The sequence below is a fragment of the Agrobacterium sp. ES01 genome, from assembly GCF_050320885.1.
Classification (GTDB): Bacteria; Pseudomonadota; Alphaproteobacteria; order Rhizobiales; family Rhizobiaceae; genus Allorhizobium.
In genome coordinates this window covers 590,697-614,636 of record NZ_JBNQTH010000003.1, presented here as the reverse complement: position 1 = coordinate 614,636, position 23,940 = coordinate 590,697, and the positions used below count along the sequence as shown (strand labels likewise).

At 57.9% G+C, this 23,940-nt stretch carries 25 protein-coding genes; 12 read left to right on the top strand and 13 right to left on the bottom strand.

The features are described 5' to 3' along the window. Positions 1-72: 72 nt before the first annotated feature. Positions 73-987 (bottom strand): oxygen-dependent coproporphyrinogen oxidase, encoded by a 915-nt coding sequence (gene hemF, locus ACQQ2Q_RS12175; protein WP_428187329.1) that lies wholly within the window; start codon positions 985-987, stop codon positions 73-75. Between the two features lie 170 nt (positions 988-1,157). On the opposite strand from hemF, the gene ACQQ2Q_RS12170 reads away from it, so the two are divergent. Both ACQQ2Q_RS12170 and ACQQ2Q_RS12165 read left to right on the top strand, forming a co-directional pair. After that, the gene (locus tag ACQQ2Q_RS12170) at positions 1,158-1,418 is read left to right on the top strand and encodes a hypothetical protein (RefSeq protein WP_428187328.1); all 261 of its coding nucleotides are present in this window, start codon (positions 1,158-1,160) and stop codon (positions 1,416-1,418) included. A 155-nt stretch (positions 1,419-1,573) separates the two neighbouring features. Continuing rightward, complete coding sequence (locus tag ACQQ2Q_RS12165; RefSeq protein WP_428187327.1) at positions 1,574-2,533, top strand: flagellin; 960 nt, start codon at positions 1,574-1,576, stop codon at positions 2,531-2,533. A 9-nt stretch (positions 2,534-2,542) separates the two neighbouring features. Here the strand turns inward: ACQQ2Q_RS12165 and ACQQ2Q_RS12160 are convergent, their stop codons facing one another. Continuing rightward, complete coding sequence (locus ACQQ2Q_RS12160) at positions 2,543-3,004, bottom strand: tRNA (cytidine(34)-2'-O)-methyltransferase (RefSeq protein WP_428187326.1); 462 nt, start codon at positions 3,002-3,004, stop codon at positions 2,543-2,545. A 403-nt stretch (positions 3,005-3,407) separates the two neighbouring features. Between ACQQ2Q_RS12160 and ACQQ2Q_RS12155 the strand changes: the two genes are divergently transcribed. The 3 genes from ACQQ2Q_RS12155 (at position 3,408) to ACQQ2Q_RS12145 (ending at position 6,317) form a co-directional block, all read left to right on the top strand. Further along, positions 3,408-5,264: an ABC transporter ATP-binding protein gene (locus ACQQ2Q_RS12155; protein ID WP_428187325.1), complete on the top strand. Its 1,857-nt coding sequence runs from the start codon at positions 3,408-3,410 to the stop codon at positions 5,262-5,264. A gap of 163 nt (positions 5,265-5,427) precedes the next feature. Then, positions 5,428-5,895 (top strand): DMT family transporter, encoded by a 468-nt coding sequence (locus tag ACQQ2Q_RS12150; RefSeq protein WP_428187324.1) that lies wholly within the window; start codon positions 5,428-5,430, stop codon positions 5,893-5,895. Beyond that, entirely contained in the window at positions 5,895-6,317 is a 423-nt protein-coding gene (locus tag ACQQ2Q_RS12145) for a DMT family transporter (protein WP_428187323.1), read from the top strand. Before ACQQ2Q_RS12150 ends, ACQQ2Q_RS12145 begins: the two co-directional genes overlap by 1 nt. Before the next feature lie 75 nt (positions 6,318-6,392). Here the strand turns inward: ACQQ2Q_RS12145 and ACQQ2Q_RS12140 are convergent, their stop codons facing one another. Further along, complete coding sequence (locus ACQQ2Q_RS12140; protein ID WP_428187322.1) at positions 6,393-8,318, bottom strand: HAMP domain-containing methyl-accepting chemotaxis protein; 1,926 nt, start codon at positions 8,316-8,318, stop codon at positions 6,393-6,395. A gap of 237 nt (positions 8,319-8,555) precedes the next feature. Between ACQQ2Q_RS12140 and ACQQ2Q_RS12135 the strand changes: the two genes are divergently transcribed. After that, positions 8,556-10,442: an ABC transporter ATP-binding protein gene (locus tag ACQQ2Q_RS12135; RefSeq protein WP_428187321.1), complete on the top strand. Its 1,887-nt coding sequence runs from the start codon at positions 8,556-8,558 to the stop codon at positions 10,440-10,442. Here the strand turns inward: ACQQ2Q_RS12135 and ACQQ2Q_RS12130 are convergent, their stop codons facing one another. Beyond that, positions 10,443-11,339 (bottom strand): endonuclease/exonuclease/phosphatase family protein, encoded by an 897-nt coding sequence (locus ACQQ2Q_RS12130; protein WP_428187320.1) that lies wholly within the window; start codon positions 11,337-11,339, stop codon positions 10,443-10,445. A gap of 378 nt (positions 11,340-11,717) precedes the next feature. Between ACQQ2Q_RS12130 and petA the strand changes: the two genes are divergently transcribed. From petA to ACQQ2Q_RS12110, 4 genes are all read left to right on the top strand, one after another. Beyond that, positions 11,718-12,296, top strand: coding sequence for a ubiquinol-cytochrome c reductase iron-sulfur subunit (petA, locus tag ACQQ2Q_RS12125; protein WP_428187319.1), 579 nt, complete (start codon positions 11,718-11,720; stop codon positions 12,294-12,296). A 14-nt stretch (positions 12,297-12,310) separates the two neighbouring features. Beyond that, positions 12,311-13,579, top strand: a complete 1,269-nt coding sequence (locus ACQQ2Q_RS12120) for a cytochrome b (protein WP_428187318.1) — start codon at positions 12,311-12,313, stop codon at positions 13,577-13,579. A 23-nt stretch (positions 13,580-13,602) separates the two neighbouring features. Next, positions 13,603-14,484 carry a cytochrome c1 gene (locus ACQQ2Q_RS12115; protein WP_428187317.1) on the top strand — a complete coding sequence of 294 codons (882 nt, stop codon included), beginning with the start codon at positions 13,603-13,605 and terminating at the stop codon, positions 14,482-14,484. A 116-nt stretch (positions 14,485-14,600) separates the two neighbouring features. Continuing rightward, the gene (locus tag ACQQ2Q_RS12110) at positions 14,601-15,143 is read left to right on the top strand and encodes an adenine phosphoribosyltransferase (protein WP_428187316.1); all 543 of its coding nucleotides are present in this window, start codon (positions 14,601-14,603) and stop codon (positions 15,141-15,143) included. 35 nt (positions 15,144-15,178) lie between these two features. Here ACQQ2Q_RS12110 and ACQQ2Q_RS12105 read toward each other — a convergent pair whose 3' ends face one another. The 5 genes from ACQQ2Q_RS12105 to ACQQ2Q_RS12085 are packed head-to-tail and all read right to left on the bottom strand — an operon-like array spanning position 15,179 to position 18,100. Beyond that, positions 15,179-15,790: a LysE family translocator gene (locus ACQQ2Q_RS12105; RefSeq protein ID WP_428187315.1), complete on the bottom strand. Its 612-nt coding sequence runs from the start codon at positions 15,788-15,790 to the stop codon at positions 15,179-15,181. A 34-nt stretch (positions 15,791-15,824) separates the two neighbouring features. Beyond that, a complete protein-coding gene (locus ACQQ2Q_RS12100) occupies positions 15,825-16,664 on the bottom strand; it encodes a helix-turn-helix domain-containing protein (protein ID WP_428187314.1) in 840 nt (279 codons plus the stop codon). A gap of 16 nt (positions 16,665-16,680) precedes the next feature. Beyond that, the gene (locus tag ACQQ2Q_RS12095) at positions 16,681-17,154 is read right to left on the bottom strand and encodes a glutathione peroxidase (protein ID WP_428187313.1); all 474 of its coding nucleotides are present in this window, start codon (positions 17,152-17,154) and stop codon (positions 16,681-16,683) included. An 11-nt stretch (positions 17,155-17,165) separates the two neighbouring features. Next, positions 17,166-17,627 carry a MaoC family dehydratase gene (locus ACQQ2Q_RS12090; protein ID WP_428187312.1) on the bottom strand — a complete coding sequence of 154 codons (462 nt, stop codon included), beginning with the start codon at positions 17,625-17,627 and terminating at the stop codon, positions 17,166-17,168. Between the two features lie 2 nt (positions 17,628-17,629). Continuing rightward, complete coding sequence (locus ACQQ2Q_RS12085; RefSeq protein WP_428187311.1) at positions 17,630-18,100, bottom strand: MaoC family dehydratase; 471 nt, start codon at positions 18,098-18,100, stop codon at positions 17,630-17,632. A gap of 334 nt (positions 18,101-18,434) precedes the next feature. On the opposite strand from ACQQ2Q_RS12085, the gene ACQQ2Q_RS12080 reads away from it, so the two are divergent. Further along, on the top strand, positions 18,435-19,565 hold the full coding sequence (locus tag ACQQ2Q_RS12080) for a hypothetical protein (RefSeq protein ID WP_428187310.1): 1,131 nt from the start codon (positions 18,435-18,437) through the stop codon (positions 19,563-19,565). Between the two features lie 71 nt (positions 19,566-19,636). Here the strand turns inward: ACQQ2Q_RS12080 and ychF are convergent, their stop codons facing one another. Continuing rightward, positions 19,637-20,740 carry a redox-regulated ATPase YchF gene (ychF, locus tag ACQQ2Q_RS12075; protein ID WP_428187309.1) on the bottom strand — a complete coding sequence of 368 codons (1,104 nt, stop codon included), beginning with the start codon at positions 20,738-20,740 and terminating at the stop codon, positions 19,637-19,639. 289 nt (positions 20,741-21,029) lie between these two features. On the opposite strand from ychF, the gene clpS reads away from it, so the two are divergent. Further along, on the top strand, positions 21,030-21,338 hold the full coding sequence (gene clpS, locus ACQQ2Q_RS12070; RefSeq protein WP_428187308.1) for an ATP-dependent Clp protease adapter ClpS: 309 nt from the start codon (positions 21,030-21,032) through the stop codon (positions 21,336-21,338). Here the strand turns inward: clpS and ACQQ2Q_RS12065 are convergent. From ACQQ2Q_RS12065 to ACQQ2Q_RS12055, 3 genes are all read right to left on the bottom strand, one after another. After that, the gene (locus ACQQ2Q_RS12065) at positions 21,316-22,284 is read right to left on the bottom strand and encodes an oxygenase MpaB family protein (protein WP_428187307.1); all 969 of its coding nucleotides are present in this window, start codon (positions 22,282-22,284) and stop codon (positions 21,316-21,318) included. The genes clpS and ACQQ2Q_RS12065 overlap by 23 nt on opposite strands. A gap of 102 nt (positions 22,285-22,386) precedes the next feature. Continuing rightward, the gene (pth, locus tag ACQQ2Q_RS12060; RefSeq protein WP_428187306.1) at positions 22,387-23,124 is read right to left on the bottom strand and encodes an aminoacyl-tRNA hydrolase; all 738 of its coding nucleotides are present in this window, start codon (positions 23,122-23,124) and stop codon (positions 22,387-22,389) included. A gap of 64 nt (positions 23,125-23,188) precedes the next feature. Continuing rightward, on the bottom strand, positions 23,189-23,929 hold the full coding sequence (locus ACQQ2Q_RS12055) for a substrate-binding periplasmic protein (protein ID WP_428187305.1): 741 nt from the start codon (positions 23,927-23,929) through the stop codon (positions 23,189-23,191). Positions 23,930-23,940 lie beyond the last annotated feature (11 nt).

Here is a 23,940-nt window from a genome sequence, read left to right as displayed (position 1 = left end):
CGACTCACATTAGAAAAATAGCATACAATGGGCTTTCACCCAAAATAGTATTCCCCGGCAATTGCGGCGTGATCAGGGCCAGCGCACCGCTGGTGGCATGGAGGAGAGGATCGAGTCGACATTCCCACCGGTTTTGAGGCCGAAAATGGTGCCGCGGTCGTAGAGCAGGTTGAACTCGACATAGCGACCGCGCCGGACCAGCTGTTCCTCGCGGTCCGCGTCGGTCCAGGGCAGATTGAAATTGGCACGCACCAGCCTTGGATAAACAAGGTTGAAGGCACGACCGACATCCTGGACGAAGGCAAGGTCCGCGTTCCAGCCGCCGGTTTCCTCCGGCGTCTGTAGCCAATCGAAGAAAATGCCGCCGACGCCCCGCGGTTCGTTGCGGTGCTTGAGGTAGAAATATTCGTCGCACCACTGCTTGTAGCGATTGTAGTCGGCGATGGCAGTGTGACGGTTACAGGCGATCTCCATGGCGCGGTGGAACAGACGCGTGTCCTGATCTTCCTGCGTACGCCGCCGATTGAGCACCGGCGTCAGATCGGCGCCGCCACCGAACCAGTTGCTGGTGGTGACGACCATGCGGGTGTTCATGTGAACGGCCGGCACATTGGGATTGACCGGATGGGCGATCAGCGAAATGCCGGAGGCCCAGAATCGCGGATCTTCCTCGGCGCCGGGGATCTGTTGGCGGAATTCCGGCGAGAATTCGCCATGGACCGTGGAGGTATGAACGCCGACCTTTTCAAAGACGCGGCCTTCCATCATCGACATGCGTCCGCCACCGCCTTCGCCATTATCGCGCTGCCAGTCCTTCGGCACGAAGCGGCCGGGGTCACGGTCCGACAGAGGGCCGGCGACTTCGTCTTCCAGGGTTTCGAAGGTCGTGCAGATGGTGTCGCGCAGGGTTTCAAACCATGTGCGCGCCGCAATCTTCTTGTCTTCGATGTCAGCCGGCAGGCCGATCGGCAGTTCTGGTCGTTCCATGTCATTCCCTGTCACGCCGAAAGCGTGGTCCTAGCGGTCGCCCCTAGCATGAGGGTTCGCTTATCAGTTCACTCTCGCCGGGACCAGCAAAAGGGCGCTTTCTTCCCCCGAAATTAGACTCGCAAATGGCGTCAGACGGCACTATTCTCAAGATGGATGAGGTTGGTATTATGGCAAGAGTACCCGGGCCACCGCCTTTTGAAGGGCTAAAACGCCGGATCTCCCGGCACAGGCTGGACGCGAGCAAGACGTCCAGCGGACATTTCGTGCGCGAGACCTTTTGCCTCGACGTGGAAGAGGCCAGAGCCAAGGCGCGCGAATGGTTCGATTGCTTTCCCAAGGCCGCTTACTGGACCGAAGTGGAGAGCTGGCGGATGCTTGAAGGCGACCGGGTCGAATTTACCATGCGCCGCCTGCCAACGGCAGATTGATGCATGCCATTGTGCATGTCGGCTCTACTTTTCAATAAATGCGTATCTGCTAAAATTTTAGCAATTCCCTAAACGGTGCGGCAAAGCCTCTCTGGCATCATGTGTGACGGTTCTAATTTAGGGCCGCTGTCGAACGTAAATGTCGGGGAGCCGCAATGACGAGTGTATCAGTCAATTCTACCGCGTCGTCCGCGCTGTCGCTCCTCACCGGTTCGAACAAGGCGCTCATCCAGTCACAGCAGCGGTTTTCTTCCGGTCTGAAGGTCAATCAGGCGTCCGACGATGCTGCCTATTGGTCGATCGCAACCTCCATGCGGTCGCAGAATCTGTCCCTGTCGTCTGCTGAAGATGCGACCGGACTTGCTGCGGCACTTTCGGACACAGCTGCTCTGGGCATGCAGGCGGCGACCGATATCGTTGGCGAAATTCAGTCGCGGCTGGTTCTGGCAAAGGCAGTGGGCTCCGACAAGACCGCCATCAATGCCGAAATCACCCAGCTCAAGGAGCAGTTGGGCACAGTCGCCAGATCCTCGTCCTTCAATGGCGAAAACTGGTTGAACCTCGATGCTGGGCAAACGCCCGGTGTCGAATCCATGGTCGCGTCCGTCAGCGACAACGGCGATGCGGGTGTCTCCGTCAACGTGATCGACTTCGATACCGCGACCTCCACCTTGATGAGTGCCGGAGATGCCAGCGACGGCATCTTGACGCGCAGCTATTCGGGAACGACCAAAGACGGTTCGTCTTATGACTATTACCTGATGGATGCCGGCTCCACGGTGCCGGCACCTGCAAGCTCGAGCGAAATCAAGCTGGATGCCAATACGACCAATGAAGAAATCGACGGTATGCTCTCTGCCGTCAACTCGATGATGTCCGGCTTGACCGATGCGGGAGCCGCCCTCGGTGCGACCAGTAATCGTATCAGCCAGAACAGTGAATTCCTGCGAGACCTTCAGGATATCACCGAAATCGGTGTCGGACGACTGGTGGATGCGGATATGGAAGAAGAAGCCGTGCGCTTCTCCGCTCAGAAGGTTCAGCAGCAGCTGCAGACGCAAGGGCTGAACATTGCCAACAACAACATGAAGTCGATGCTGACTCTGTTCATGTAACAGCTCGCATCAGGGAAAACCGGTCTGCCGCATGGCTTCGCCGGTGATCATCGCAACCGACATTGCAAGGTTGAGCGAACGCTGTCCCTCGACCATCGGGATCAATATCCTGGCGTCCGCCTTGTCATGGACAAGGTCCGGGACGCCGGCGCTCTCGCGACCGAACAGCAGAATATCATCTTCGCCATACGTGAAATCGGCATACCGGACCGCGGCCTTGGTCGAGGCAAGGATGAGACGGCGTCCGCTGGCGACGCGCCATTCCTCGAAACGATCCCAGTTGACGTGCCGGGTGAGACTGGCTGCTGCCAGGTAATCCATGCCGGCGCGTTTCAGATTGCGGTCGGAGAGGTCGAAGCCGGCAGGCTCGATGATGTCGACAGAAAGGCCAAGGCAGGCAGCAAGCCTGAGGATGGTTCCCGTATTGCCGGGAATATCCGGCTGGTAGAGGGCGATGCGGAGTTTCGTCATGCGCCTTGTTACGCGATCAGGGGTGACATCCTCAAGTCGTTGTTGCTGCCATTGCCTTTCTGTGGACTTCCGGCAACAGCTCTGCGTCGTTCAATCCGCCTGACAAACGATTGCGGCTTTTCAAATGACATGCGCGGGGATAGAAGTGCTGATCTTCAACACTCACAAAGGGAGGCTTTCGATGATCAATTCCGACTGTAAACGCCTCTCGCCGCCGGATTTTCCCAGGCTGTTGAGTTAGGCGACCTCTGGTCGTTCTCTTCCGTTTTTTCCATTGATTAGTCGCGCGGCTGATACACGGCCTCGCATATAAGACAGCCAAGGTCCGTCTTTCGTCTGCGCGTTTTTCGCATTGGCAGACTTTCTTCGAAGCGGATCCCGGTCATTTTACTGGAGCATTTTAATGTTCGCGTGGTTCGAAAATCGCATCAATCCATATCCTGCCGAGCAGCCTGACCTGCCGCCGAAGGGGCTTGTCGCGTTCTGCTGGCATTATACCAAACCGACTGCCGGCTGGCTGGTTCTTCTGGGTTTCTGCTCGATGGCGATCGCTGTCGGCGAAGTCTTCCTCTACCAGTTTCTCGGCAATATCGTTGACTGGCTGTCGACCGCCGACCGGGCAACCTTCATGCAGAATGAAAGCGGCAAGCTGTTGTGGATGGGCTTGCTGGTGCTTGTCGGCCTGCCGCTTCTGGGCGCCATGCATTCGATCACCATGCATCAGGTTCTGGCCGGCAGTTTCCCCATGATTGCCCGCTGGCAGATGCACCGCTTCCTGCTGCGGCACTCGATGACATTCTTTGCCAACGAGTTTGCCGGGCGCGTGGCCACCAAGGTCATGCAGACATCGCTGGCCGTGCGCGAATCCGTGATGAAGATCATCGACGTGTTCGTTTATGCGATCAGCTTCTTCGTCTCGATGCTGGCGCTGGTGTTTGCTGTCGACTGGCGTCTGGTGCTGCCGCTGGCGCTATGGGTCGTGTTCTATTGCCTGATCCTGTGGTATTTCGTGCCAAAGCTTCGCCAGCTGTCGAGCGAGCAGGCCGATGCGCGTTCTTTGATGACCGGTCGTATCGTCGACAGCTACACCAATATCGCAACGGTGAAGCTGTTTTCGCATGCGGGTCGTGAGGAGAGCTATGCGCGCAGCGGCATGGATGCCTTTCTCGGCACAGTCCATCGTCAGATGCGCCAGATCTCGCTTTTGAACATCGTGGTCGACATCAACAATGCCATCGCCTTGTTCTCAATTGCCACGCTCAGCATCATGTTCTGGCTGGGCGGCACGATTTCTGTCGGTGCGATCGCGATTGCGATCGGTCTTGCCATGCGTATCAACGGCATGTCGCAGTGGATCATGTGGGAAGTGTCCGGCCTGTTCGAGAATATCGGTACCGTCTATGACGGCATGGGCATGATGACCAAGCCGCACGACATCATCGATGGCGAGAAGGCCAAGGATCTCAAGGTCGACAATGGCGGCATCGTCTATGACCATGTCCGGTTCCATTACGGCAAGGACAAGGGCATCATCGAGGACTTCTCGCTGACGATCCATCCGGGCGAAAAGGTCGGTCTGGTGGGACGCTCCGGGGCCGGCAAGACAACCTTGATGAACCTGTTGCTGCGCTTCTACGATCTCGAGGCTGGGCGCATTCTTCTCGATGGTCACGACATTTCCGAGGTAACACAGGAAAGCCTGCGGTCGCTGGTGGGCGTGGTCACGCAGGATACCTCGCTGCTGCACCGTTCGATCCGTGACAACATCGCCTATGGTCGTCCGGATGCGACCGATGAGGAAGTGATCGAAGCAGCCAAGCGTGCCAATGCCTGGGACTTCATCGAGGACCTGGTCGACATGCAGGGCCGCAAGGGTCTGGACGCGCAGGTCGGCGAACGCGGTGTGAAACTCTCCGGCGGACAGCGCCAACGCATCGCGATTGCCCGTGTGTTCCTGAAGAACGCACCGGTCCTGATCCTCGACGAGGCAACCTCGGCACTGGATTCCGAAGTCGAGGCGGCGATCCAGGAAAGCCTGTTCTCGCTGATGGAAGGCAAGACCGTGATTGCGATTGCGCACCGCCTTTCGACGTTGACGCAAATGGATCGGCTGGTCGTTCTGGACAAAGGCCGGATCATCGAGACCGGTACCCATGCCGAACTGGTTGCCAATGCCAGCGTCTATGCTGACCTTTGGAACCGCCAGTCCGGTGGCTTCCTGGCCGATGAGGCAGATGCCGAGACAGCGGCGGCCGAATAAGCTTTCGCGCTCCAACAGATGAACGCCCTGCCGGTGTCAAACGGGCAGGGCGTTTTAGTTTTTCTATAGGCTAGCTGCAGAAATATCGATTGGCCTTCGGGCCGTCGTCGCTTAAGCGACGGTTCCGGGATGTTCGTCCCGCGCAATTCAGGAGCCTGATTTCATGCGGCGATATGCTGACTGGTTGTGGGGTGCCTTTGCCGGCATTCTGCTGGCCTTAATGGTGACGATCAACAGCGGTCTTGCGGCCTATACCACGCCGTTTACCGCGTCCTGGATCGTTCACGGCGTCGGCGCGCTTGCGGCCTTCTTTCTGGTATTGGGCAATCTGGCCATCGCCGGCCGGCGCGGGCCTAAGGGCGTGTCGGGACAAAGGGCACCCCTATGGTCCTATTTCGGCGGGGCTCCGGGCGCGTTCGCCGTGGCGCTGTCTTCCATTGCCGTAAATTCCGAACTGGCGCTCGCCGGCGGATTGTCACTCCTTCTCGTGGGGCAAATCCTGTTCGGTCTCCTTTCCGATGTGTGGGGACTGTTCGGGACACCGAAACGGGCGCTCAACCGCTTCGATCTGATCGCGTCTGTCTGTGTGATTGGCGGTAGTGCACTGATCATCTTCTCGGGAGGGGCGTGATGCTGTCGTCTGTCATTATCGCGCTTGCCGGAGGTGCTGCTGTCGGCATGAGCCGTTCATTGAACGGGCGTCTGACCATGGAGAGCGGCGCATTCAGTGCTTCCTTCTGGAATCACATGATCGGCTTCCTGTTGTTGTCGGTCTATATCGTCACGCTGCATCGCGAGGGCATCGCCCTTCTCGGATCGACGCCGCTCTGGGCCTTTTCCGGCGGCATTATCGGTGCGCTGTTCGTGGCGATCAGTTCCTATGTCTTTCCGCGTCTGGGCGCCAATCGCTCGGCACTTCTCATCATCGGCGGACAGATCATCACCGGGCTTGTCATTGATTATGCGAGAGGAACGGCAGGATTTCACATCGGCCAGCCGGTTGGCGTGGCGCTGATCCTGTTCGGCATTTATCTGACGCGGTTTTCAAAGTGAGCGGGCGAGATCTCGCTCCATGAGAAAAGGGGCATCGCTGCCCCTTTTCGTCGTTCCCATTTCTGGTCGTAGAGATCAGAATTCGGTCCACTCCGCCTCGATTTTTTGCGCTGCGGCGCTGCCGCCAAACGCTGAGGAGATGCGACGTCCCAGTTCGCGGGCCGGCGATGGGGCAGGGCGGCTTCCAGCCGTCGCGGTCACGGCGCTCTTCGGCGCTGTCGCTGCTCGACCGTCCAGCCTGAACTGAGCGAGCAACTGGTTGAGCGTGGCTGCCTGCTGGGCGAGGCTGTGGCTGGCTGCCGTCGACTGCTCGACCATGGCGGCATTCTGCTGTGTGCCCTGGTCCATAAGGTTGACCGCCACATTGATTTCCTGGAGGCCGGTCGATTGTTCGCGGGCCGAGGTCACGATGGCGCTGACATTGCCATTGATCTGCTGAACGTGTTCGGCAATCTCGCTCAGCGCCTCGCCGGTCTTGCGAACGAGCTGCACACCGTTGTGTACCTGAACGCCCGAGGTGGTGATCAGTGCCTTGATTTCCTTGGCGGCATTGGCAGATCGCTGGGCAAGCTCTCTGACCTCTTGCGCGACAACCGCAAAGCCCTTGCCGGCTTCACCTGCACGGGCCGCCTCAACACCGGCATTCAAAGCCAGCAGGTTTGTCTGGAAGGCAATGTCGTCAATCACGCTGATGATATTGGAGATCTCGCCGGACGACTTTTCGATCTTGTTCATTGCGTCGATGGCGTCGGCAACCACCTTGCCGGACTGTTCGGCACTGGTGCGGGTGTTGGCAACCAGCTGGCCGGCGTCTTCGGCGCGAACGGCCGAATCCTTCACCCCGGTTGTGACTTCTTCCAGGGCTGCAGCGGTCTGTTCGATGGACGACGCCTGCTGTTCAGTGCGCTTGGACAGATCATTGGCTGCAGAGAGGATTTCCTGCGCTCCGGCATCGATCCCACGCGCATTCTCACCGACTGCGCTCAAGGCCTTGTTGAGCTTGGAGACGGAGTCGTTGAAGTTGTTACGCAACTGATCGAGGCTGCCGGTGAAAGCGGTGTCGAGACGGACTGAGAGGTCGCCGTCGGAGAGCTGTGACAGCCCGTTGCCGAGTTGATCGACAGCGAACTGAATTTCGGCTGCTTCGCTGGCCTTCTGCTCCTCGCTTGCCCTGCGCTGTGTTTCGCTCATCGAACGGTTGGCTTCTGCATCGCGCTCCAGCTTGACCCGTTCGATTGCGTTTTGACGGAAGACCTCAACCGCTGCCGCCATATCGCCAATCTCGTCGGTGCGCTCGGCATAGGGGACATGGCTGTCGATGTCGCCACCGGCGAGCTTTTTCATCGCTCCCGTAATACCGTCGATCGGTTTTGCAATGCGCAAAGTGCTCATCACAGCGGCGCTGACAGAAACAGCAAGCGCGAGGAGGGCAACGACAATGGTGAGCCACTGGGCGAAGTTCGACGCTTGGTCGGCCTGCTCGGTCGCCACATCGGCCACACTGCTATTGTTCGTGATCATCTGGTCGAGAAGATCGCTCATTTCGGTCGCGGCAGTATTCATGCCACCGGTATAAAGTGTCATCACGTCCAGCAGTTTGCCGTCCGCCTTGAGCGTCACCAACTGCTTTGCAAGCACATCATAGGCGGCTGTTTTGGCGTTGAGATCGTCAATAAGGGCTTTGGTCTCTCCTCGTTTTGCTTCTGAAGCGTAGGCTGCGAAGGCCTGATCACGAGCGGCCAGCTTGTTATTGATACCTGCGGTGGCATGTTCAATTTCGTCGGGGCTGTAGGAGGCCACAAGCACGGCATAGGCGCGGCGCACTTCCGCGACAGCCAGGCGCATGTCGCCAAGCATGACGGTCTTCGGCAACCGTTCATTGGCAATTTCGTTGATGTGCGATTTCATCTGGGTGAGGGAGGACATGGCAACTCCGCCCTGAACAAGTCCGAGAATGACTGTGATGCCGAACAACAAAGGCAGCAGAATTTTTATCTTCATGAAGCGCATCGGATTTTTCCAAATTCAAAAAATACAAACTTTGAAGAAGCTGGTCACTTATGCGAATGCCGACCTGCTATCTGGTTTGGAAAATAGATTGCATACGTCCTTTAATCGTTAACAACGGACATAAAATTGCGATTTCAGGCGATGTTGTCTGAGACATTTTGATTGTGGCTCGCCGCATTAATCCGCCCGGGCTTTGTCTTGTCGTCAAAGCCGCCTATATGCATCGTCATGATCATTAAAAGCGTTGTCCGCCTCTTCGAAAACTGGATCGATCCATTCGGACATCGTGACGAATTGCAGCCACCGTCCAGAACGGCGGCGTTTGTCTGGTTTTATGTGTCCAAAGCCAAGTGGGCATTTGCCACCATGGCAGTGTTCGGCGGGGCCGTTGCCGTGCTGGAGGCAGCCCTCTTCTGGTTCGTTGGACGCCTGGTCGATATGCTCGACACTGTGCCAAAGGATGCCGGCTGGAAAGGTCTTGTCGACGCGCATGGTCCGGAATTGCTGGTCATGGGCGTGGTCGTGCTGATCGGGCGCTTCGTCGTGGTCACCATTGGCGCGCTGGTGGAAGAGCAGGCGATTGTTCTCAACTTTTTCAATCTGGTCCGGTGGCAGGCCTATGCCCATGTGGCGCGACAGTCGCTCAGCTTTTTCCAGAATGACTTTGCCGGGCGCATCGTCACCAAGGTCTGGTCTGCCGGTCAGGCAACCGGCGATCTTCTCACATCGTTGTTGCAGGTGGCGTGGTTCATGGTGATCTACACCGTCTCCACCATGACGCTGGTCGGCCAGCTGGACTGGCGGCTGGCCGCAATCATCGGCTGCTGGATCGTCGTATTCGGCTTTCTCGCTCGCTATTTCGTGCCGCGCATTCGTCGCCATGCCCGTGAGACGGCAGAGACAAGTTCAATGTTGAACGGTCGTCTGGTCGACAGTTTCAGCAATATACAGACGTTGAAGCTCTTCGGACGTGAAGAGCAGAACGATCACTATATCCGCCAGGGTTTCGAGCGCTTCCAGGATTCGCTCAAACCCTTTGCGCGGTTAATTACGGGTGTCAGGGCCTCCCAGGCTATTCTGTCCGGCATCATGATCACGATGATTGCAGCGCTCTCCATTGACCTTTGGTTGAAGGGGCAGATGACCGCCGGTGGCGTTGCCTTTACACTGGGACTGGTTTTGCGGCTCAACATGCTTCTCGGTCGCATGATGACGCAGATGAACGGCATCATGCGCAATATCGGCACCATCCAGAATTCAGCTGAATTGATTTCCAGACCTATCGGCCTTGTCGACGATGCCGCCGCCAAGCCCTTGGTCGTGTCGAAGCCTGAGATCCGCTTCGAGGATGTGAGCTTTCACTATGGCAAAAAGTCCGGGGCCATCGATCACCTGACACTCGCCATCAGGCCCGGCGAGAAGGTCGGTATCGTTGGACGGTCCGGTGCCGGCAAGTCGACGCTGGTCAACCTTTTGCTGCGCTTCTACGACGTCGAGGGTGGCAAGATCCTGATCGATGGGCAGGACATCTCCACCGTCACGCAGGAAAGTCTGCGCACCAATATCGGCATGGTAACGCAAGATACGGCGCTGCTGCATCGCTCGATCCGAGACAATATCCTGTTCGGTCTCGAAGATGCCGGGGAAACGCAATTGGTGCGGGCCGCCGAGCGCGCCGAGGCTATGGCGTTTATCGACAAGCTGGAAGATCAGCGTGGGCGCAAGGGGTTCGACGCGCATGTCGGCGAACGCGGGATCAAGCTCTCCGGTGGGCAGCGACAGCGTATCGCCATTGCCCGGGTAATGATGAAGGATGCGCCCATTCTGGTTCTGGACGAGGCGACCTCGGCTCTCGATTCCGAGGTGGAGGCTGCCATCCAGTCGAATCTCGAAAGGCTGATGCAGGGCAAGACAGTGCTTGCCATCGCCCATCGCCTCTCGACCATTGCAGCATTGGATCGTCTGGTGGTGATGGACAAGGGCCGCATCATCGAACAGGGCACGCATGCTGAACTTGTGGAGCGGGGCGGTCTTTATTCCGAACTCTGGGCGCGACAGTCCGGCGGGTTTATTGCCGGCGATCCCATGGATCCGGCTGAAGCGATCAAGGACTGACTAAGGTCGGGACCGCGGACCGTCACCGATCGCCACGTCTGCAATGATGCCAAAATGGTTGGAACCCAGGGAATCCGGAATCCGCTGCAGTGACAGCGGGGTGACGTCATCGGTCACGAAAATGTGGTCGATTGCAATGCCATAGCGTCCAGCCGCAATCGGCCATGTTGCCGGTTCAGGTCCCGTCTTCGACAGGGAACTGTCCTTGAGAAAACGCTGCATATCGGGGGCAATGCTGCTGGAGTTGAAGTCGCCCCCCAGAATGATCGTGCCGCCGAAGGCATCCAGATAGAGCGACAGCCTGCGCAATTCGAGTTCATGATAGTTGTCGAAATAGGGCTTGGTCAGATGAGCCAGCGCAAAACGGACCGTCTTGCCGGCGATCTCGGTTTCGATGACGCCGAAATGGTTCCGGCGGATATCGCTCAAGCTGTCCGTAAACTCCGATTTGATCGGAAACTTTGACAGGATAGAATATTCGCAGCCAGGCATTTTCGGACCGCAGCCTGACTGGTACGGGTATTTCGTGGCGAGCTTTTCCAACTGCGAGGCGATGGGGTTTGCCTCCATGAAGAAGGCGACATCAGCATTCGAATCGAGCAAGTAATCGGCAATGCGCTCGGAATTGGCAAAGTTTTCGTTCAACATGTTAAAGGAGAGCACCCGGACTTTCTGGCTGCCGGCAGGTGCTGCGACAGCTTGCCGCACGAATTGCTGTTTCATGACGATGGAATGGCCCGTGAGAAAGACCGAGATGGCGAGCAAGCCGACAGTCAAAACGTTCCGTTTCATGAAAATGCATACAACAGCTGCGGCGATGCAGGCGATGCCCGCATGGGTCTGGAAACTGTAGACGAGTGAAAGAAGCCAGAAGTCCGTAACGTAGCGCAGCGCCATGATGGCTAGCGCCAGTGAAAGAAAGGCGCATAGGGCACAACTGAGGCAGTGACGCATCTTCGGGAAATCCAGATTGCTGAAACATGGGCTGACGACCGTTGGACCATGCCCCACAACTCTGAGGGTAGCAATATCCGCCAAGCCGAACACAAGGCAAGGAAGCCTTGGTAGCCAGTTACTTCAGTCCGATCATTGCCCCCAACTATTTCCGCGTCATTGTGCCCTATCCCCCTGTCAAGGCTGGACATAATTCGCTATCAAGCTTAGAACGCGCCCGAATGAGGGGGAATCTATGTCATCTTTATGGCGGAGTCTGATTCCCAACCTTTGGGGGCAGTGCGGTTTGTCGCAGCACAATGCGAAAAGGATTGGTTGACCGTGAGCGAACACGATACGAACAGCGAAACCATGGGCGAGCCTACTCGCCGCGATTTTCTTTATCTGACAACGGGTATGGCCGGCGTGGTCGGTGCAGTTTCAGTTGCATGGCCGTTTATCGACCAGATGCGCCCTGATGCTTCCACACTCGCTCTCGCATCGATTGAAGTCGACGTTGCGGCTCTGGAGCCGGGCATGTCGTTGACGGTCAAGTGGCGCGGCAAGCCGGTTTTCATTCGCAACCGGACGGACAGGGAAGTCGAGGAAGCCAAGGCTGTCGCACTGGGTGACCTGAAGGATCCTGTCGCGCGCAATGCCAATATTGCAGATGATGCCAAGGCGACCGACGTCGATCGTTCTGCAGGCGAAGGCAAGGAAAACTGGCTGGTCATGCTCGGCGTTTGCACCCATCTGGGTTGCGTGCCGCTCGGTCAGGCCGGCGATTTTGGCGGGTGGTTCTGTCCCTGCCATGGCTCGCACTACGATACCGCGGGCCGTATCCGTAAAGGTCCTGCGCCGGAAAACCTGCACATTCCGACCTATGGCTTCGTTTCCGACACTGTGATCAAAGTCGGCTGAGGGGATACGAGAATATGAGTGGTCATTCTAGCTACCAGCCAGCAAGCGGCATCGAGAAATGGGTGGACGCGCGTCTTCCGCTGCCTCGCCTGGTTTACGACAGTTTCATCGCCTTTCCGGTACCGCGCAATCTGAACTATGCCTACACCTTCGGCGCAATGCTGGCGGTCATGCTGCTGGTCCAGATCCTGACCGGTGTCGTGCTTGCCATGCACTATGTCGCCGGCACGGGCCTTGCCTTCGATTCCGTCGAAAAGATCATGCGTGACGTGAACCATGGCTGGCTGCTGCGCTACATGCATGCCAATGGTGCATCGTTCTTCTTCATCGCGGTCTATCTGCACATTGCCCGCGGTCTCTATTACGGTTCCTACAAGGCGCCGCGCGAAATCCTCTGGATCCTCGGCGTTGTCATCTACCTGCTGATGATGGCAACCGGCTTCATGGGCTATGTTCTGCCCTGGGGTCAGATGTCCTTCTGGGGTGCCACCGTTATTACCGGCTTCTTCTCGGCCTTTCCTCTGGTGGGCGAGTGGATCCAGCAGTTCCTGCTTGGCGGCTTTGCCGTTGATCAGCCGACGCTCAATCGCTTCTTCTCGCTCCATTATCTGCTGCCCTTCATGATTGCCGGTGTCGTTATCCTGCATATCTGGGCACTGCATGTGACCGGCCAGACCAACCCGACGGGTGTCGAGGTGAAGTCGAAGACGGACACCGTTCCATTCACGCCCTATGCGACGTTGAAGGATGCCTTTGGTGTCTCGATTTTCCTGATCGTCTATGCATGGTTCGTGTTCTACATGCCGAACTTCCTGGGGCATGCCGACAACTACATCATGGCCAACCCGCTGAAGACACCGGCTCACATCGTTCCTGAATGGTATTACCTGCCGTTCTACGCGATGCTGCGTGCGATCACCTTCAATGTCGGCCCGATCGACTCCAAGCTCGGTGGCGTTCTGGTGATGTTCGGTTCGATCCTCATCCTGTTCTTCCTGCCCTGGCTCGACACCTCCAAGGTCCGCTCGGCTGTCTACCGTCCCTGGTACAAGCTGTTCTTCTGGATCTTCGTCGTTAACTCGATCCTGCTCGGCTGGCTCGGTTCGCGTCCGGCGGAAGGCTTGTATGTGGTGATGTCGCAGATCGGCACGCTCTACTACTTCGGCTTCTTCCTTGTGATCATGCCCCTTCTGGGTCTGTTCGAGACGCCGCGGCGCATTCCGAACTCGATTACCGAGGCGGTTCTTGAGAAGAACGGCAAATCCGCCCGGGCACAGGCCTAAGGTCGCGAGAGAGGGAAAAGACTATGAAAAAGCTCGCTACAAGCATCCTGTCGCTGGCCGTTGTTGCCGGCATCGGGTTCGCCTCAGCCGTGAAGGCCGAGGAAGAGCATGATCTGGCACAGGCCGTGGAGCACGCTGAAAAGGCGCTGCACTACCCGGTGCTCAAGCCGAAGAACGTCGACTGGAGCTTTGCCGGCCCGTTTGGCCACTATGACAAGGGCCAGCTTCAGCGCGGTCTGAAGGTCTATAAGGAAGTCTGTTCGGCCTGCCACTCGATGAAGCTGGTCTCGTTCCGCACGCTGGAACATCTCGGTTATTCCGAGGATCAGGTGAAGGCGCTGGCGGCTGAATACGAAGTCGAAGACGGTCCAAATGCAGACGGTGACATGTATAACCGCGCTGCCACACCGTCAGATCACTTCCCGTCGCCTTTCGCCAATGATGAGGCAGCTGCTGCATCGAACGGTGGCGCTGTGCCTCCGGACATGTCGCTGCTTGCCAAGGCGCGTGGCGTCGAGCGTGGGTTCCCGACCTTCATCTTCGATATGTTCACCCAGTATCAGGAAGGTGGCCCCGATTATATCTACTCGCTGCTGACCGGCTACCAGGAACCGCCTGCAGGTGTCGAAGTCCCGGAAGGTACGCATTTCAATCCGTATTTCATCAGCGCCAAGTCTCTCGCCATGGCACCGCCGCTCTCAGACGGTGTTGTGACCTATGATGACGGTACGCCTGAAACCCTGGACCAGTATGCCCACGACGTTTCTGCCTTCCTGATGTTCACGGCCGAGCCGCATCTGGAAGAGCGCAAGCGCACCGGCTTCATGGTTATGGTGTTCCTGGTGATCTTCACGGCTCTGCTGTACCTCACGAAGAAGTCGGTTTACGCCAACAAAGAACACTGAGCCTCCAAGGTTCAGGACATGAAAAAAGGCGGCTTCGGCCGCCTTTTTTGTTTCTTGCGCCCGGTCCAGTTGATAGGGTCCGGGCGATTTTCCTTCCATTGTTTTGGACGTGCCCCATGAGCAAACTCGCCGAGGAACTTGCCTCTTCCATTCGTTCCATTCCGGATTACCCGAAGCCCGGGATTATCTTTCGTGACATCACGACCCTGCTCGGAAATCCGCGCGCCTTTCGGCGTGCCGTGGATGAACTGGTGCAGCCTTATGCCGGTCTGAAGATCGAGAAGATCGCCGGCATGGAGGCGCGCGGTTTCATCCTGGGCGGCGCGGTGGCGCATCAGCTGTCCGCCGGCTTCGTGCCGATCCGCAAGAAGGGCAAGCTGCCGCATGAGACGGTCAGTATTGCCTACAGCCTGGAATACGGCGTGGACGAGATGGAAATGCATGTCGATGCGGTGCAGCCGGGCGAAAAGGTGATCCTGGTGGATGACCTGATTGCAACGGGGGGAACCGCTGTCGGTGCGGTTCAGCTGTTGCGGCAGATCGGTGCCGATGTCGTCTCGGCCTGTTTTGTGATTGATCTGCCGGATCTGGGTGGACGCAAGAAGCTCGAAGAGATGGGCGTCGATGTGCGCACGCTGGTCGAATTTTCGGGCCACTAGACAGAGCTGGTTACCACAACCCAGTCGGCTCGCTTCTAACGTTGTGTCAGGGCGAGTTTCAGGCCCATGGCGAGGAATGCGCCGGCGAATGCTCTGCGCAGCCACAGCAGCACGCGTGGGCGTTCCAGCACATGTCTGTGCATGGCGGCTGCGAACAGGCTGTAGAGTGCAAAGACGATCAGGGTCATCGCCATGAAGACTGCACTGTCGAGCAACAGGGCCGGAACAGCATTACCAACCTCCGGATCGACGAATTGCGGCAGGAAGGCAAGGAAGAATAGCGACAGCTTGGGATTGAGCAGGTTGATCATCACTGCATGGGTGACGATACCCAAACCGCGCTTCTGTTTTTCTGGTGACGCTGACGTGCCGCCCAGACCTGAGCGCAGCATGGTGATCGCCATATAGATCAGATAGGTGACGCCCGCGATCTTGACGATGGAGAAGGCCGTGTCGCTGCTTTTCAGAACCGCCGCCAGACCGAGGATGGCCGCGGCCATATGGGGCAGGATACCGGCCGTGCAGCCAAGCGATGCGAGAAGCGCGGCACGACGCCCGGCGGTCAATCCCATGGCGATCGTGTAGAGCGCGCCAGTGCCCGGTATCAGTACCACGACAAGGGCGGTCAGCAGGAATTCAGGTGTCAACACAATGCTCCTCTCCGTTCGGGATCGGAGGAGATTAGCCGTGCTTTGGAGTGCGGTCTTGAACAGGATTGCAGCCGAGCATCGCGCGCTGAAAGCGGGCAGGCGGCATGCCGTAACGACGGCTGAATTCGCGCGTCATGTGGCTTTGATCGGCAAAGCCGCAATCGGCCGCAACAGTTGCGAGCGTGTTGCCGCTGGCAATCATTCTGCGTGCTTTCAAAACACGCTGTTGCAGAATATAGGCATGCGGGGTCAGGCCTGTGGCGCGGGTAAAGGCGCGAAGCGTCTGGAAGCGGCTGAGGTCTGCCGTCTTGGCCAGCTCAGCAAGCGAGGGATTGTCGCTGACATTGTCATAGATGGAGGCCTTGGCCCGCTCGATACCCGACCCGATGGCCGGTCGACGCTCTGGGATTGCCGGCTGCAACATCCCGGCCATGAGGGAGAGCAGCGTCTCCTCCTGCAACAATCCGGCGTCCCTTGCTGAACCAAGCGCGGCTGTCCAGGCTTGTTCGAACTGCCGGCTCCGCAGGCGGCTGGACAGAACCGGAGCCTCGAACTCCAATGCGTCGCAACGTGCCTGTGATATCCCGGCTGCGAGCGATGTCAGAAGGGAAGGGGCGAGATAGAGCATATGCCAGCGTCTTGGCCTGCCGCTGATCGGCATGCCATCATGCACTTCGCCCGGATTGACCGTGATGATATCGCCTGTGCTTGCCTCCACCTGTCCGCGCCCGGACGCCGAGAGCTGGCCGCCTGCGACCAGAAGCCCGATGCCGAATTCGTCATGGCTATGCTTTGGAAAGCTGTGCGCGCTTTTTGCGGAGACAGCGATGAGACCCTCAAGGCCGGTGGCGTGGATGGCGAAATCGCTCATGGGCATTTGCCTCGGTTCACAGCACCTTTTCGATATCCGGAATGATTGCCTTCGGTTCTGTCTGGGGCGCATAGCGGGCGACCGGTTCACCGTCGCGAGCGATCAGGAACTTGGTGAAGTTCCACTTGATTGCCTCGGTGCCGAGGATACCCGGCTTATCATGGGTCAGATACTGGAAGAGGGGATGGGCATTCTCGCCCTTCACGTCGATCTTGGCAAAGAGCGGGAACCGGACCTTGTAGTTCAGATCACAGAAGGTCTTGATCTCTTCCTCACTGCCGGGTTCCTGCGCGCCAAATTGATTGCAGGGGAAGCCCAGAACCACGAGATCGTCGGCATAGGCTTCCTGCAAGGCCTGCAGGCCTTCATATTGCGGGGTGAAGCCGCAGGCGCTAGCGGTGTTGACGATCAGCATCAGCTTGCCGGCATAGTCGCGGAGCTTGCGCTCCTTGCCATCGATATCGGTGGCGATGAAGTCGTGGACGTTCATGATCGTGTCCTTCAGATGAATTCCAGCAGGCTGCTCTTGAAGCGTAGCACGGGTTGGCCGTGCTGATTGATGCCTTCGCCTTCGGTGGAGAGAAAAATCCAGCCCGGCCGGTTTTCAAGCGTTCGGCTTTCCAACAGCGAGACAGAAAAATCCAGCGTGTCGCCAGCATAGACAGGCTTCAACCAACGCAGTTCGCGAAAACCGGACGACGGGCCAATCTTGGGCGGTTCGATGCCCTCTCGCGCCATGCGCTCTGTTTCGGCCTTCCAGTAATCGACGAAACACCGCATCCAGGCACAGCAGGTATGCCAACCGGAGGCGCAGAGTGCACCGAAGACATAGTCCTTTGCCGCTTCCGCATCTGTATGGAAAGGCTGGGGATCGAACTTTTTGGCGAAACGAATGATGTCGTCTGCATCAAATCTGGCCTGGCCGATGGCTGTCTTTTGGCCCAGTGGATAGAGCTCAGCCATTTTCACAGCGTATCTCCTTCGACATTCCTGCGACGGAACATGATCGAGTTTTCTGATACCAGCACCCGCTCGTCGCGCTGGTTGTCCAGTTCGTGACGGAAAGTGACGATACCGATATGGGGGCGCGAGCGCATGGGGCGCGCTGCCGTGACGATCGACCGTCCCGTCAGTGTGTCGCCGGCCAGCACTGGTTTCTTCCACTCCATGATGTCGATGCCAGGAGCGCCTTCTGATGCAGAATCAAGAAGATAGGCATTAATCATCATGCGCATCATTATGCAGCTGCTATGCCAGCCGGATGCTGCGAGCCCACCAAGAATGGATGCCTTGCCGGCGTCTTCTGACAGATGCATGGGCTGCGGGTCGAACTCGCTGGCAAAGTCGACGATCTCTTCTGCCGAGACCGTTTTCGGGGCGAAGTCGAAGACCCGGTCGGGCTCAAAATCCTCATAGAAAAGTTTGGGAGACGACACGGGTGCTTCCTTGTTCTTTCTTGTCTGGAGAATGGCGCTCGAGACTGACAATTTCAAGGAATGCTTTGAATCGACACCTTTTGCGGAGAACACAGGGTGCGGCATCTGGACATGTCGGGCGTTTGTTAATCGATTCAACTTTCTATGCTTAAGGTATTGAACTTAATAAGCAATGTGCAGCTTTGTCTCCGCAAGTTTCTATCTGGCTCACGTGGCCCATTCATGCATTTGCATCCTTGTCGCACGAGGGGTTGTTGGCGGGGAAATTGTCGCTAAGTTGCGCGCGAATGAATTGTCGAATTTCGCATTGAGCGCGATGCAACAGGGACTGCCGATGACGAACCTGAAAACGATATTACGGGACGCCGCCAGCGACGGCCTGATCACCGACGAACAGTCGGCGCCACTGGAAACTTATCTGGCGGGCAAGGGTGTCGGCGTGGTCGAGCCGCGCCTGGCGGTGACCGTTTCTGACGACCCATATGGGCTGGATACGGCTGCCGAGCCGGAGAACCCTGCATTCGAGAGCGAGGCGCCGCGCTTCATTCGCGGATTTCACGACATCCTCATCACCATCGGCATCGTGGTGGCGCTGATCGGGGCGAGCGGACTTGGTTCTGTCTTTCTGCTGTTGCCGCTTACGATTTTGCTGGCGGAAATTCTCGTGCGTCGGCAGCGGCTTGCACTTCCAGCCGTGGCGCTGACCATTGCCTTTATCCTGTCGATCTCCGCAATTCTGCAGGCTTTCGTGGAGCCGCTGGCCCCCGATACGGCGTCCGAGGCATTCTTCGTGCTGATTTTTGTCGCGCCCTATCCTCTGCTGCTGGCCGGCTTTCACTGGCGCTATCGTGTGCCCTTGTCGCTGTCGCTCTGCATTGCCAGCATTGTGGCACTGGTCGTTGCCCTGATCATCACGTCTCTTGGGCAGGTGCTGAGTGTCACCGATATGGTCGAGAGCCATCGGCTTTTGACCCTATCCATTCTGTTTGCCGCCGCTATCTCTCTGTTTACGGTCGCGATGATGTTTGATCTCAAGGATCCGGTGCGGCAAACGCGGCGCTCGGATGTGGCCTTCTGGCTGCACCTGCTGACGGCACCGTTCCTGCTGTCGACGACGCTTGCCTTCTTCTATGTCGGCGAAATATCCGGGCTCGGCTTTGGGATTACTGGGGAGGCGGGTGTTGGTCAGGCCGTGTTGACGATTCTGGTCGTTGCCTGCTTCATGGCGATCGGGGTGATTATCGACCGCCGTGCCTTCGTGACATCCGGTCTGCTGTCGATGGGCTATGCCATCTACGCCATCTTCGAGAGCGCCAATATCCAGGTCGGCTCCTTCGTCTTCGTGACGCTGTTTCTGGTCGGGGTGCTGGTGCTGACAATCGGGGTTGGCTGGGCCTGGTTCCGGCGCCAGATTTTCAAGTTGTTGCCAGAGGCGATGAAGGCAAAGCTGCCGCCACTGCGATAGTCCTCACGCAATAAAAAAGGCCGCCCTTCAATCGAGAGGCGGCCTTTTTCAGATTGGGGATCGTCAGCGGGTCAGGTGTTGAAGCGGAAGTGGATCACGTCGCCGTCCTGGACGACATATTCCTTGCCTTCGTCGCGGCCCTTGCCGGCTTCCTTGGCACCGACTTCACCCTTGAAGGTGATGTAGTCGTCATAGCTGATGGTGAAGGCGCGGATGAAGCCACGCTCGAAATCGGTGTGGATGACGCCGGCTGCAGCCGGTGCCTTGGTGCCACGCTCGATGGTCCAGGCGCGCGTTTCCTTGGGGCCGACCGTGAAATAGGTGATGAGGTCGAGCAGATTGTAGCCGGCTCGGATCAGGCGATCGAGGCCTGCTTCCTCGAGACCCAGCGCGCCGAGGAATTCCTGGGCTTCTTCATCTGGCAACTGGGCCACTTCGGATTCGATTGCTGCTGAGATGATGACGCATTCTGCGCCCTGCGCCTTTGCCATTTCAGCAACGGCTGCGGTGTGGGCATTGCCGTCGACAGCATCGCCTTCAGCGACGTTGCAGACATAGAGAACCGGATGAGAGGTGAGGAGGTTCAGGCCCTTGAGAACCTCGATCTCGTCGGCGGCCAGCGTCTTCAACAGGATTCGGGCCGGCTTGCCTTCTTGCAGCAGCTTGATGACTTCTTCCATCACCGGCAGCTGGGCGAGCGATTCCTTGTCTTTCGACGAAGCGCGCTTGCGGGCCTGATCGACACGGCGCTCGAGGCTTTCGAGGTCGGCGAGCATGAGCTCGGTCTCGATGGTATCGGCATCGCCGACCGGATTGATCTTGCCTTCGACATGGGTGATGTCGTCATCTTCGAAACAGCGCAGGACGTGGACCACGGCGTCGACTTCGCGAATATTGGCGAGGAACTTGTTGCCGAGGCCTTCACCCTTGGAGGCGCCGCGCACCAGACCGGCAATATCGACGAAGGAGATGCGGGTCGGGATGATCTCCTTGGACCCTGCGACGTTTGCCAGCGTCTGCATGCGCGGATCAGGGACTGCCACTTCGCCCGTGTTCGGCTCGATCGTGCAGAACGGGTAATTGGCAGCCTGTGCCGCCGCCGTCTTGGTCAGTGCGTTAAAGAGGGTCGACTTGCCGACATTGGGCAGTCCGACGATACCGCATTTGAAGCCCATGGTCCGATATCCATTCCGGTCTGTAATTTCCTTGCCGTGCCTATGGGATAAAGGCGGGGCGGGGTCAAGACTCACGGCGGGTAAAGCGTTTGTTTGTCGGGCATTTTTGCCGTATTTAAAGGGCAAAGGACGTTGAACTAAATCCATCCGGACGTTGCGCATAGTGGTCTGGCGTTGTGCTTGGCAATGCGCTGCGATATGATGGGGCTGCGCCCAATACCCTCAGCATTGCATGTTTGCCTTTCAGCTCTCGGAGCTGCCATGGCGGCTGCTTGGGAGATACTACGCGATGAGCGGCAATTCCATTGTGAAGCCCAAGACTGAAACGAAGCCGAAGCTGGAAAAGCCGAAGCTCTACAAGGTCATCCTGTTTAACGACGACTATACACCGCGCGAATTCGTCACGGTTGTCTTAAAGGCCGTGTTTCGCATGAGCGAGGACACTGGACGCAGGGTAATGATGACGGCGCACAAGATGGGAAGTGCGGTCGTGGTGGTGTGCACCAAGGATATCGCCGAGACAAAGGTGTCGGAGGCGATGGATCTTGCCAAGGAGGCCGGCTTTCCGCTGATGCTTACCGCAGAGCCTGAGGAGTAGGGCAGGGATTTGCGTCCTCGGGATTGCCTTTTCCATAGAGATAGCTTGCCGGAAGACCGAGCCGCTTGCAGGCCTGTACAGGTGCTGACGACGGCAATAGCAGCCGATCGGCGGCTCTGGCCAGTGTATTGATAATCCGTCGTTCCGTGCTGCTGAGCGACCAGTGGCTCCAGAGATCCAGCCGGTCGCGCACCCAAGGTGGCAGGACGTCAATCGCAGCCTTGACGAAAATGCCGCGAAGCGGTCGCAGCGGTGCCGGCAAAGACCGTACATGCTGCATGGTATCGAGGAAGTCATGGATGACAGCCGATTTGACAAGTCGGTTGCGCATGACATCGAATAGCAGGTCAAGATCGTCCAGCGAGGCAGCGGCGCTTTTGGCTCCATAGAGCTGCGCGACATGCTGGCCTTCTGCAAGGAAGGCATTGCGGTCCGCATCCGAGAGTGGACGGACATAACGGTGATAGGCTTCCATGGCGCTGAAACTTGACGCCGCCTTTACCCAGTCGAGGAGGATCGGATCATCTGCAAGATGGGCGCGGCCTTTAGGCAAGACAGCAGATTTGCGGCTTATGCCCTGGTCTGTCCCATCGATCATGCGCTCGGCCGCACTTTTGGCACCATAGACGGCGATCATTTTGGCAAGTGCCAAAGCCTTCAATCGCTCCGGTGCATCGGTGCGGAAGGTGGGCGACTGCCACAACCCGTCGCGGACCTGTGGCTCGGCGAGTTCCAGGATGACGGCTGAAATGCCGCCGATGTGGAGCGTCAACGGGTTCTTGAAAATCTGCCATGCCACGGAGTTCGCCGCGATCAGTGCAGGTTCGCCCACAGGCCTTGCGAAGTCGAAATGCATGCCTTTGGATTGCGACAGGGTTTGCGCGTAAGCATCGAGCCTGCGGCTCAGCAGGGCGGGAACGGGCAGGGGGGAAAGCGCAAGCATCATGTTTGTAACTCCTCCGGCCTTGGAATGCTGAATTCCGGCCTGAGGTTCCAATGGTGCATGACTTCAGGACAATTGCAGGGCGAAATTGTGCCGCCTGGCAATTTAGTCCTTCTTGGCGAACATTCGTTTCAGCATCTCGGCCATTGGACCGGTGGCAGGCAGTTTCGGCGGGGCCTGGTTGCGTGCCTGGCGGATATGAGACTGACCTGCAGGACCGGGCGCCTTTGGTGCCTTGGGCGCTTTCGGTGACTTTCTGGCGGGTTCATCTACCGGTGCGCCGGTGGCCAGCGCCAGCTTGTTCAAGAACTGAGAATCCTGCGCCTTCACCAACAATTCGGCATTGTCGGCAATGGCATCCAGCAGCGGCTCCAGCCATTCGCGGTCCGCTTTGGCAAAGTCGCCGAGCACGTGGCCATTCACGCGCTCCTTGCTGCCTGGATGGCCAATGCCCAGACGCAGCCGGCGATAGTCCCTGCCGCAATGGGCATCCAGCGATTTCAGGCCATTGTGGCCGCCATGGCCGCCGCCGATCTTCAGCCGGGCACGCCCCTCCGCCAGATCGAGTTCGTCGTGGATGGCGATCATGTCGCCAACCGCAACCTTGTAGAACCGCATGACCTCGCCGACAGACTCGCCTGAAAGGTTCATGAAGGTCGCCGGCTTTACCAGCAGGATTTTCTCTCCGGCGATCTCGCCCTCGGAGATTTCGCCCTTGAACTTCTTCGACCAGCCGGAAAAATTGTAGCGGCGGTGGATCGCGTCCACGGCCATGAAGCCGATATTGTGGCGGTTGTCTGCATATTTTGCGCCCGGATTCCCGAGACCGGCGATGATGATCATGAGCGGCGTTCCATCTGTTGGCAGGCCTTCACCACAGCGAAACGCCGATCATGTCAACCCGTTTTTACTGAAGTTCGTCCGTGGTATCGCCCAAACCGCCCAAGCCGTGGGCGGCGAGAATGGCCGACTGGGTTCCGTCCTCGATCATTTCGCTCAAGGCGGCCTGCATGCGTTCATGCAGATCTTCGGGGAAGGCGATGTTACAGGCAATGGAAAATGTCTGGGTGGAAAACACAAATGCCGCCTTGATCGGGTTTCCGGCGGCCTTCAACTGCATGTAGTATTTTTCCGACAGGGGCATCAGGTCGATGCGGCCTGCCAAGAGCTTTTTCAAGGTGAGATCCAGATTGGTGGCAAGGTCGATCTTGGGGAAATTCTGCCGCTCCAGCAGGGACTGTGTATAGTCGTCACGCTGTGTCCCGACGATATAGGCCTTTGCTTCGTCGGCATTGGCGGGCTCGACGCCAGAGCCTTGCTTGAAGACCATGAAGTTGCGGTCGATTGCCAAGGGTTCAATCCATTTGAAACGCGCATCGCGTTCTGGAATATGTGCGGTGGTGAAGACGCAATGATCCGGCTCCGATTCGGCCAGCGCTATCGCGCGCGCCCATGGCATCAGTTCGACCGTGTAGTCGATGCCAGCGCGCTTCATCATCTCGACGACCTGTTCATATCCTGCGCCGCCGTAGCCGTCACCCTCGCGATAATTATAGGGCGGATACTCTTCTGTGGTGAACTTGACGCTCTGGGCCTCTGCAGCCGGCGCTGCGGCGAGAAGAGCGAGTATGGGATAGATGAATTTCATGCTGCTGCTCC

Bases quoted from the DNA above. Each gene is read 5' to 3' on its own strand.
- hemF (WP_428187329.1), bottom strand. From the start codon at position 987: ATGGAACGACCAGAACTGCCGATCGGCCTGCCGGCTGACATCGAAGAC.
- ACQQ2Q_RS12170 (WP_428187328.1), top strand. From the start codon at position 1,158: ATGGCAAGAGTACCCGGGCCACCGCCTTTTGAAGGGCTAAAACGCCGG.
- ACQQ2Q_RS12165 (WP_428187327.1), top strand. From the start codon at position 1,574: ATGACGAGTGTATCAGTCAATTCTACCGCGTCGTCCGCGCTGTCGCTC.
- ACQQ2Q_RS12160 (WP_428187326.1), bottom strand. From the start codon at position 3,004: ATGACGAAACTCCGCATCGCCCTCTACCAGCCGGATATTCCCGGCAAT.
- ACQQ2Q_RS12155 (WP_428187325.1), top strand. From the start codon at position 3,408: ATGTTCGCGTGGTTCGAAAATCGCATCAATCCATATCCTGCCGAGCAG.
- ACQQ2Q_RS12150 (WP_428187324.1), top strand. From the start codon at position 5,428: ATGCGGCGATATGCTGACTGGTTGTGGGGTGCCTTTGCCGGCATTCTG.
- ACQQ2Q_RS12145 (WP_428187323.1), top strand. From the start codon at position 5,895: ATGCTGTCGTCTGTCATTATCGCGCTTGCCGGAGGTGCTGCTGTCGGC.
- ACQQ2Q_RS12140 (WP_428187322.1), bottom strand. From the start codon at position 8,318: ATGAAGATAAAAATTCTGCTGCCTTTGTTGTTCGGCATCACAGTCATT.
- ACQQ2Q_RS12135 (WP_428187321.1), top strand. From the start codon at position 8,556: ATGATCATTAAAAGCGTTGTCCGCCTCTTCGAAAACTGGATCGATCCA.
- ACQQ2Q_RS12130 (WP_428187320.1), bottom strand. From the start codon at position 11,339: ATGGCGCTGCGCTACGTTACGGACTTCTGGCTTCTTTCACTCGTCTAC.
- ACQQ2Q_RS12120 (WP_428187318.1), top strand. From the start codon at position 12,311: ATGAGTGGTCATTCTAGCTACCAGCCAGCAAGCGGCATCGAGAAATGG.
- ACQQ2Q_RS12115 (WP_428187317.1), top strand. From the start codon at position 13,603: ATGAAAAAGCTCGCTACAAGCATCCTGTCGCTGGCCGTTGTTGCCGGC.
- ACQQ2Q_RS12110 (WP_428187316.1), top strand. From the start codon at position 14,601: ATGAGCAAACTCGCCGAGGAACTTGCCTCTTCCATTCGTTCCATTCCG.
- ACQQ2Q_RS12100 (WP_428187314.1), bottom strand. From the start codon at position 16,664: ATGAGCGATTTCGCCATCCACGCCACCGGCCTTGAGGGTCTCATCGCT.
- ACQQ2Q_RS12095 (WP_428187313.1), bottom strand. From the start codon at position 17,154: ATGAACGTCCACGACTTCATCGCCACCGATATCGATGGCAAGGAGCGC.
- ACQQ2Q_RS12090 (WP_428187312.1), bottom strand. From the start codon at position 17,627: ATGGCTGAGCTCTATCCACTGGGCCAAAAGACAGCCATCGGCCAGGCC.
- ACQQ2Q_RS12080 (WP_428187310.1), top strand. From the start codon at position 18,435: ATGACGAACCTGAAAACGATATTACGGGACGCCGCCAGCGACGGCCTG.
- ychF (WP_428187309.1), bottom strand. From the start codon at position 20,740: ATGGGCTTCAAATGCGGTATCGTCGGACTGCCCAATGTCGGCAAGTCG.
- clpS (WP_428187308.1), top strand. From the start codon at position 21,030: ATGAGCGGCAATTCCATTGTGAAGCCCAAGACTGAAACGAAGCCGAAG.
- ACQQ2Q_RS12065 (WP_428187307.1), bottom strand. From the start codon at position 22,284: ATGATGCTTGCGCTTTCCCCCCTGCCCGTTCCCGCCCTGCTGAGCCGC.
- pth (WP_428187306.1), bottom strand. From the start codon at position 23,124: ATGATCATCATCGCCGGTCTCGGGAATCCGGGCGCAAAATATGCAGAC.
- ACQQ2Q_RS12055 (WP_428187305.1), bottom strand. From the start codon at position 23,929: ATGAAATTCATCTATCCCATACTCGCTCTTCTCGCCGCAGCGCCGGCT.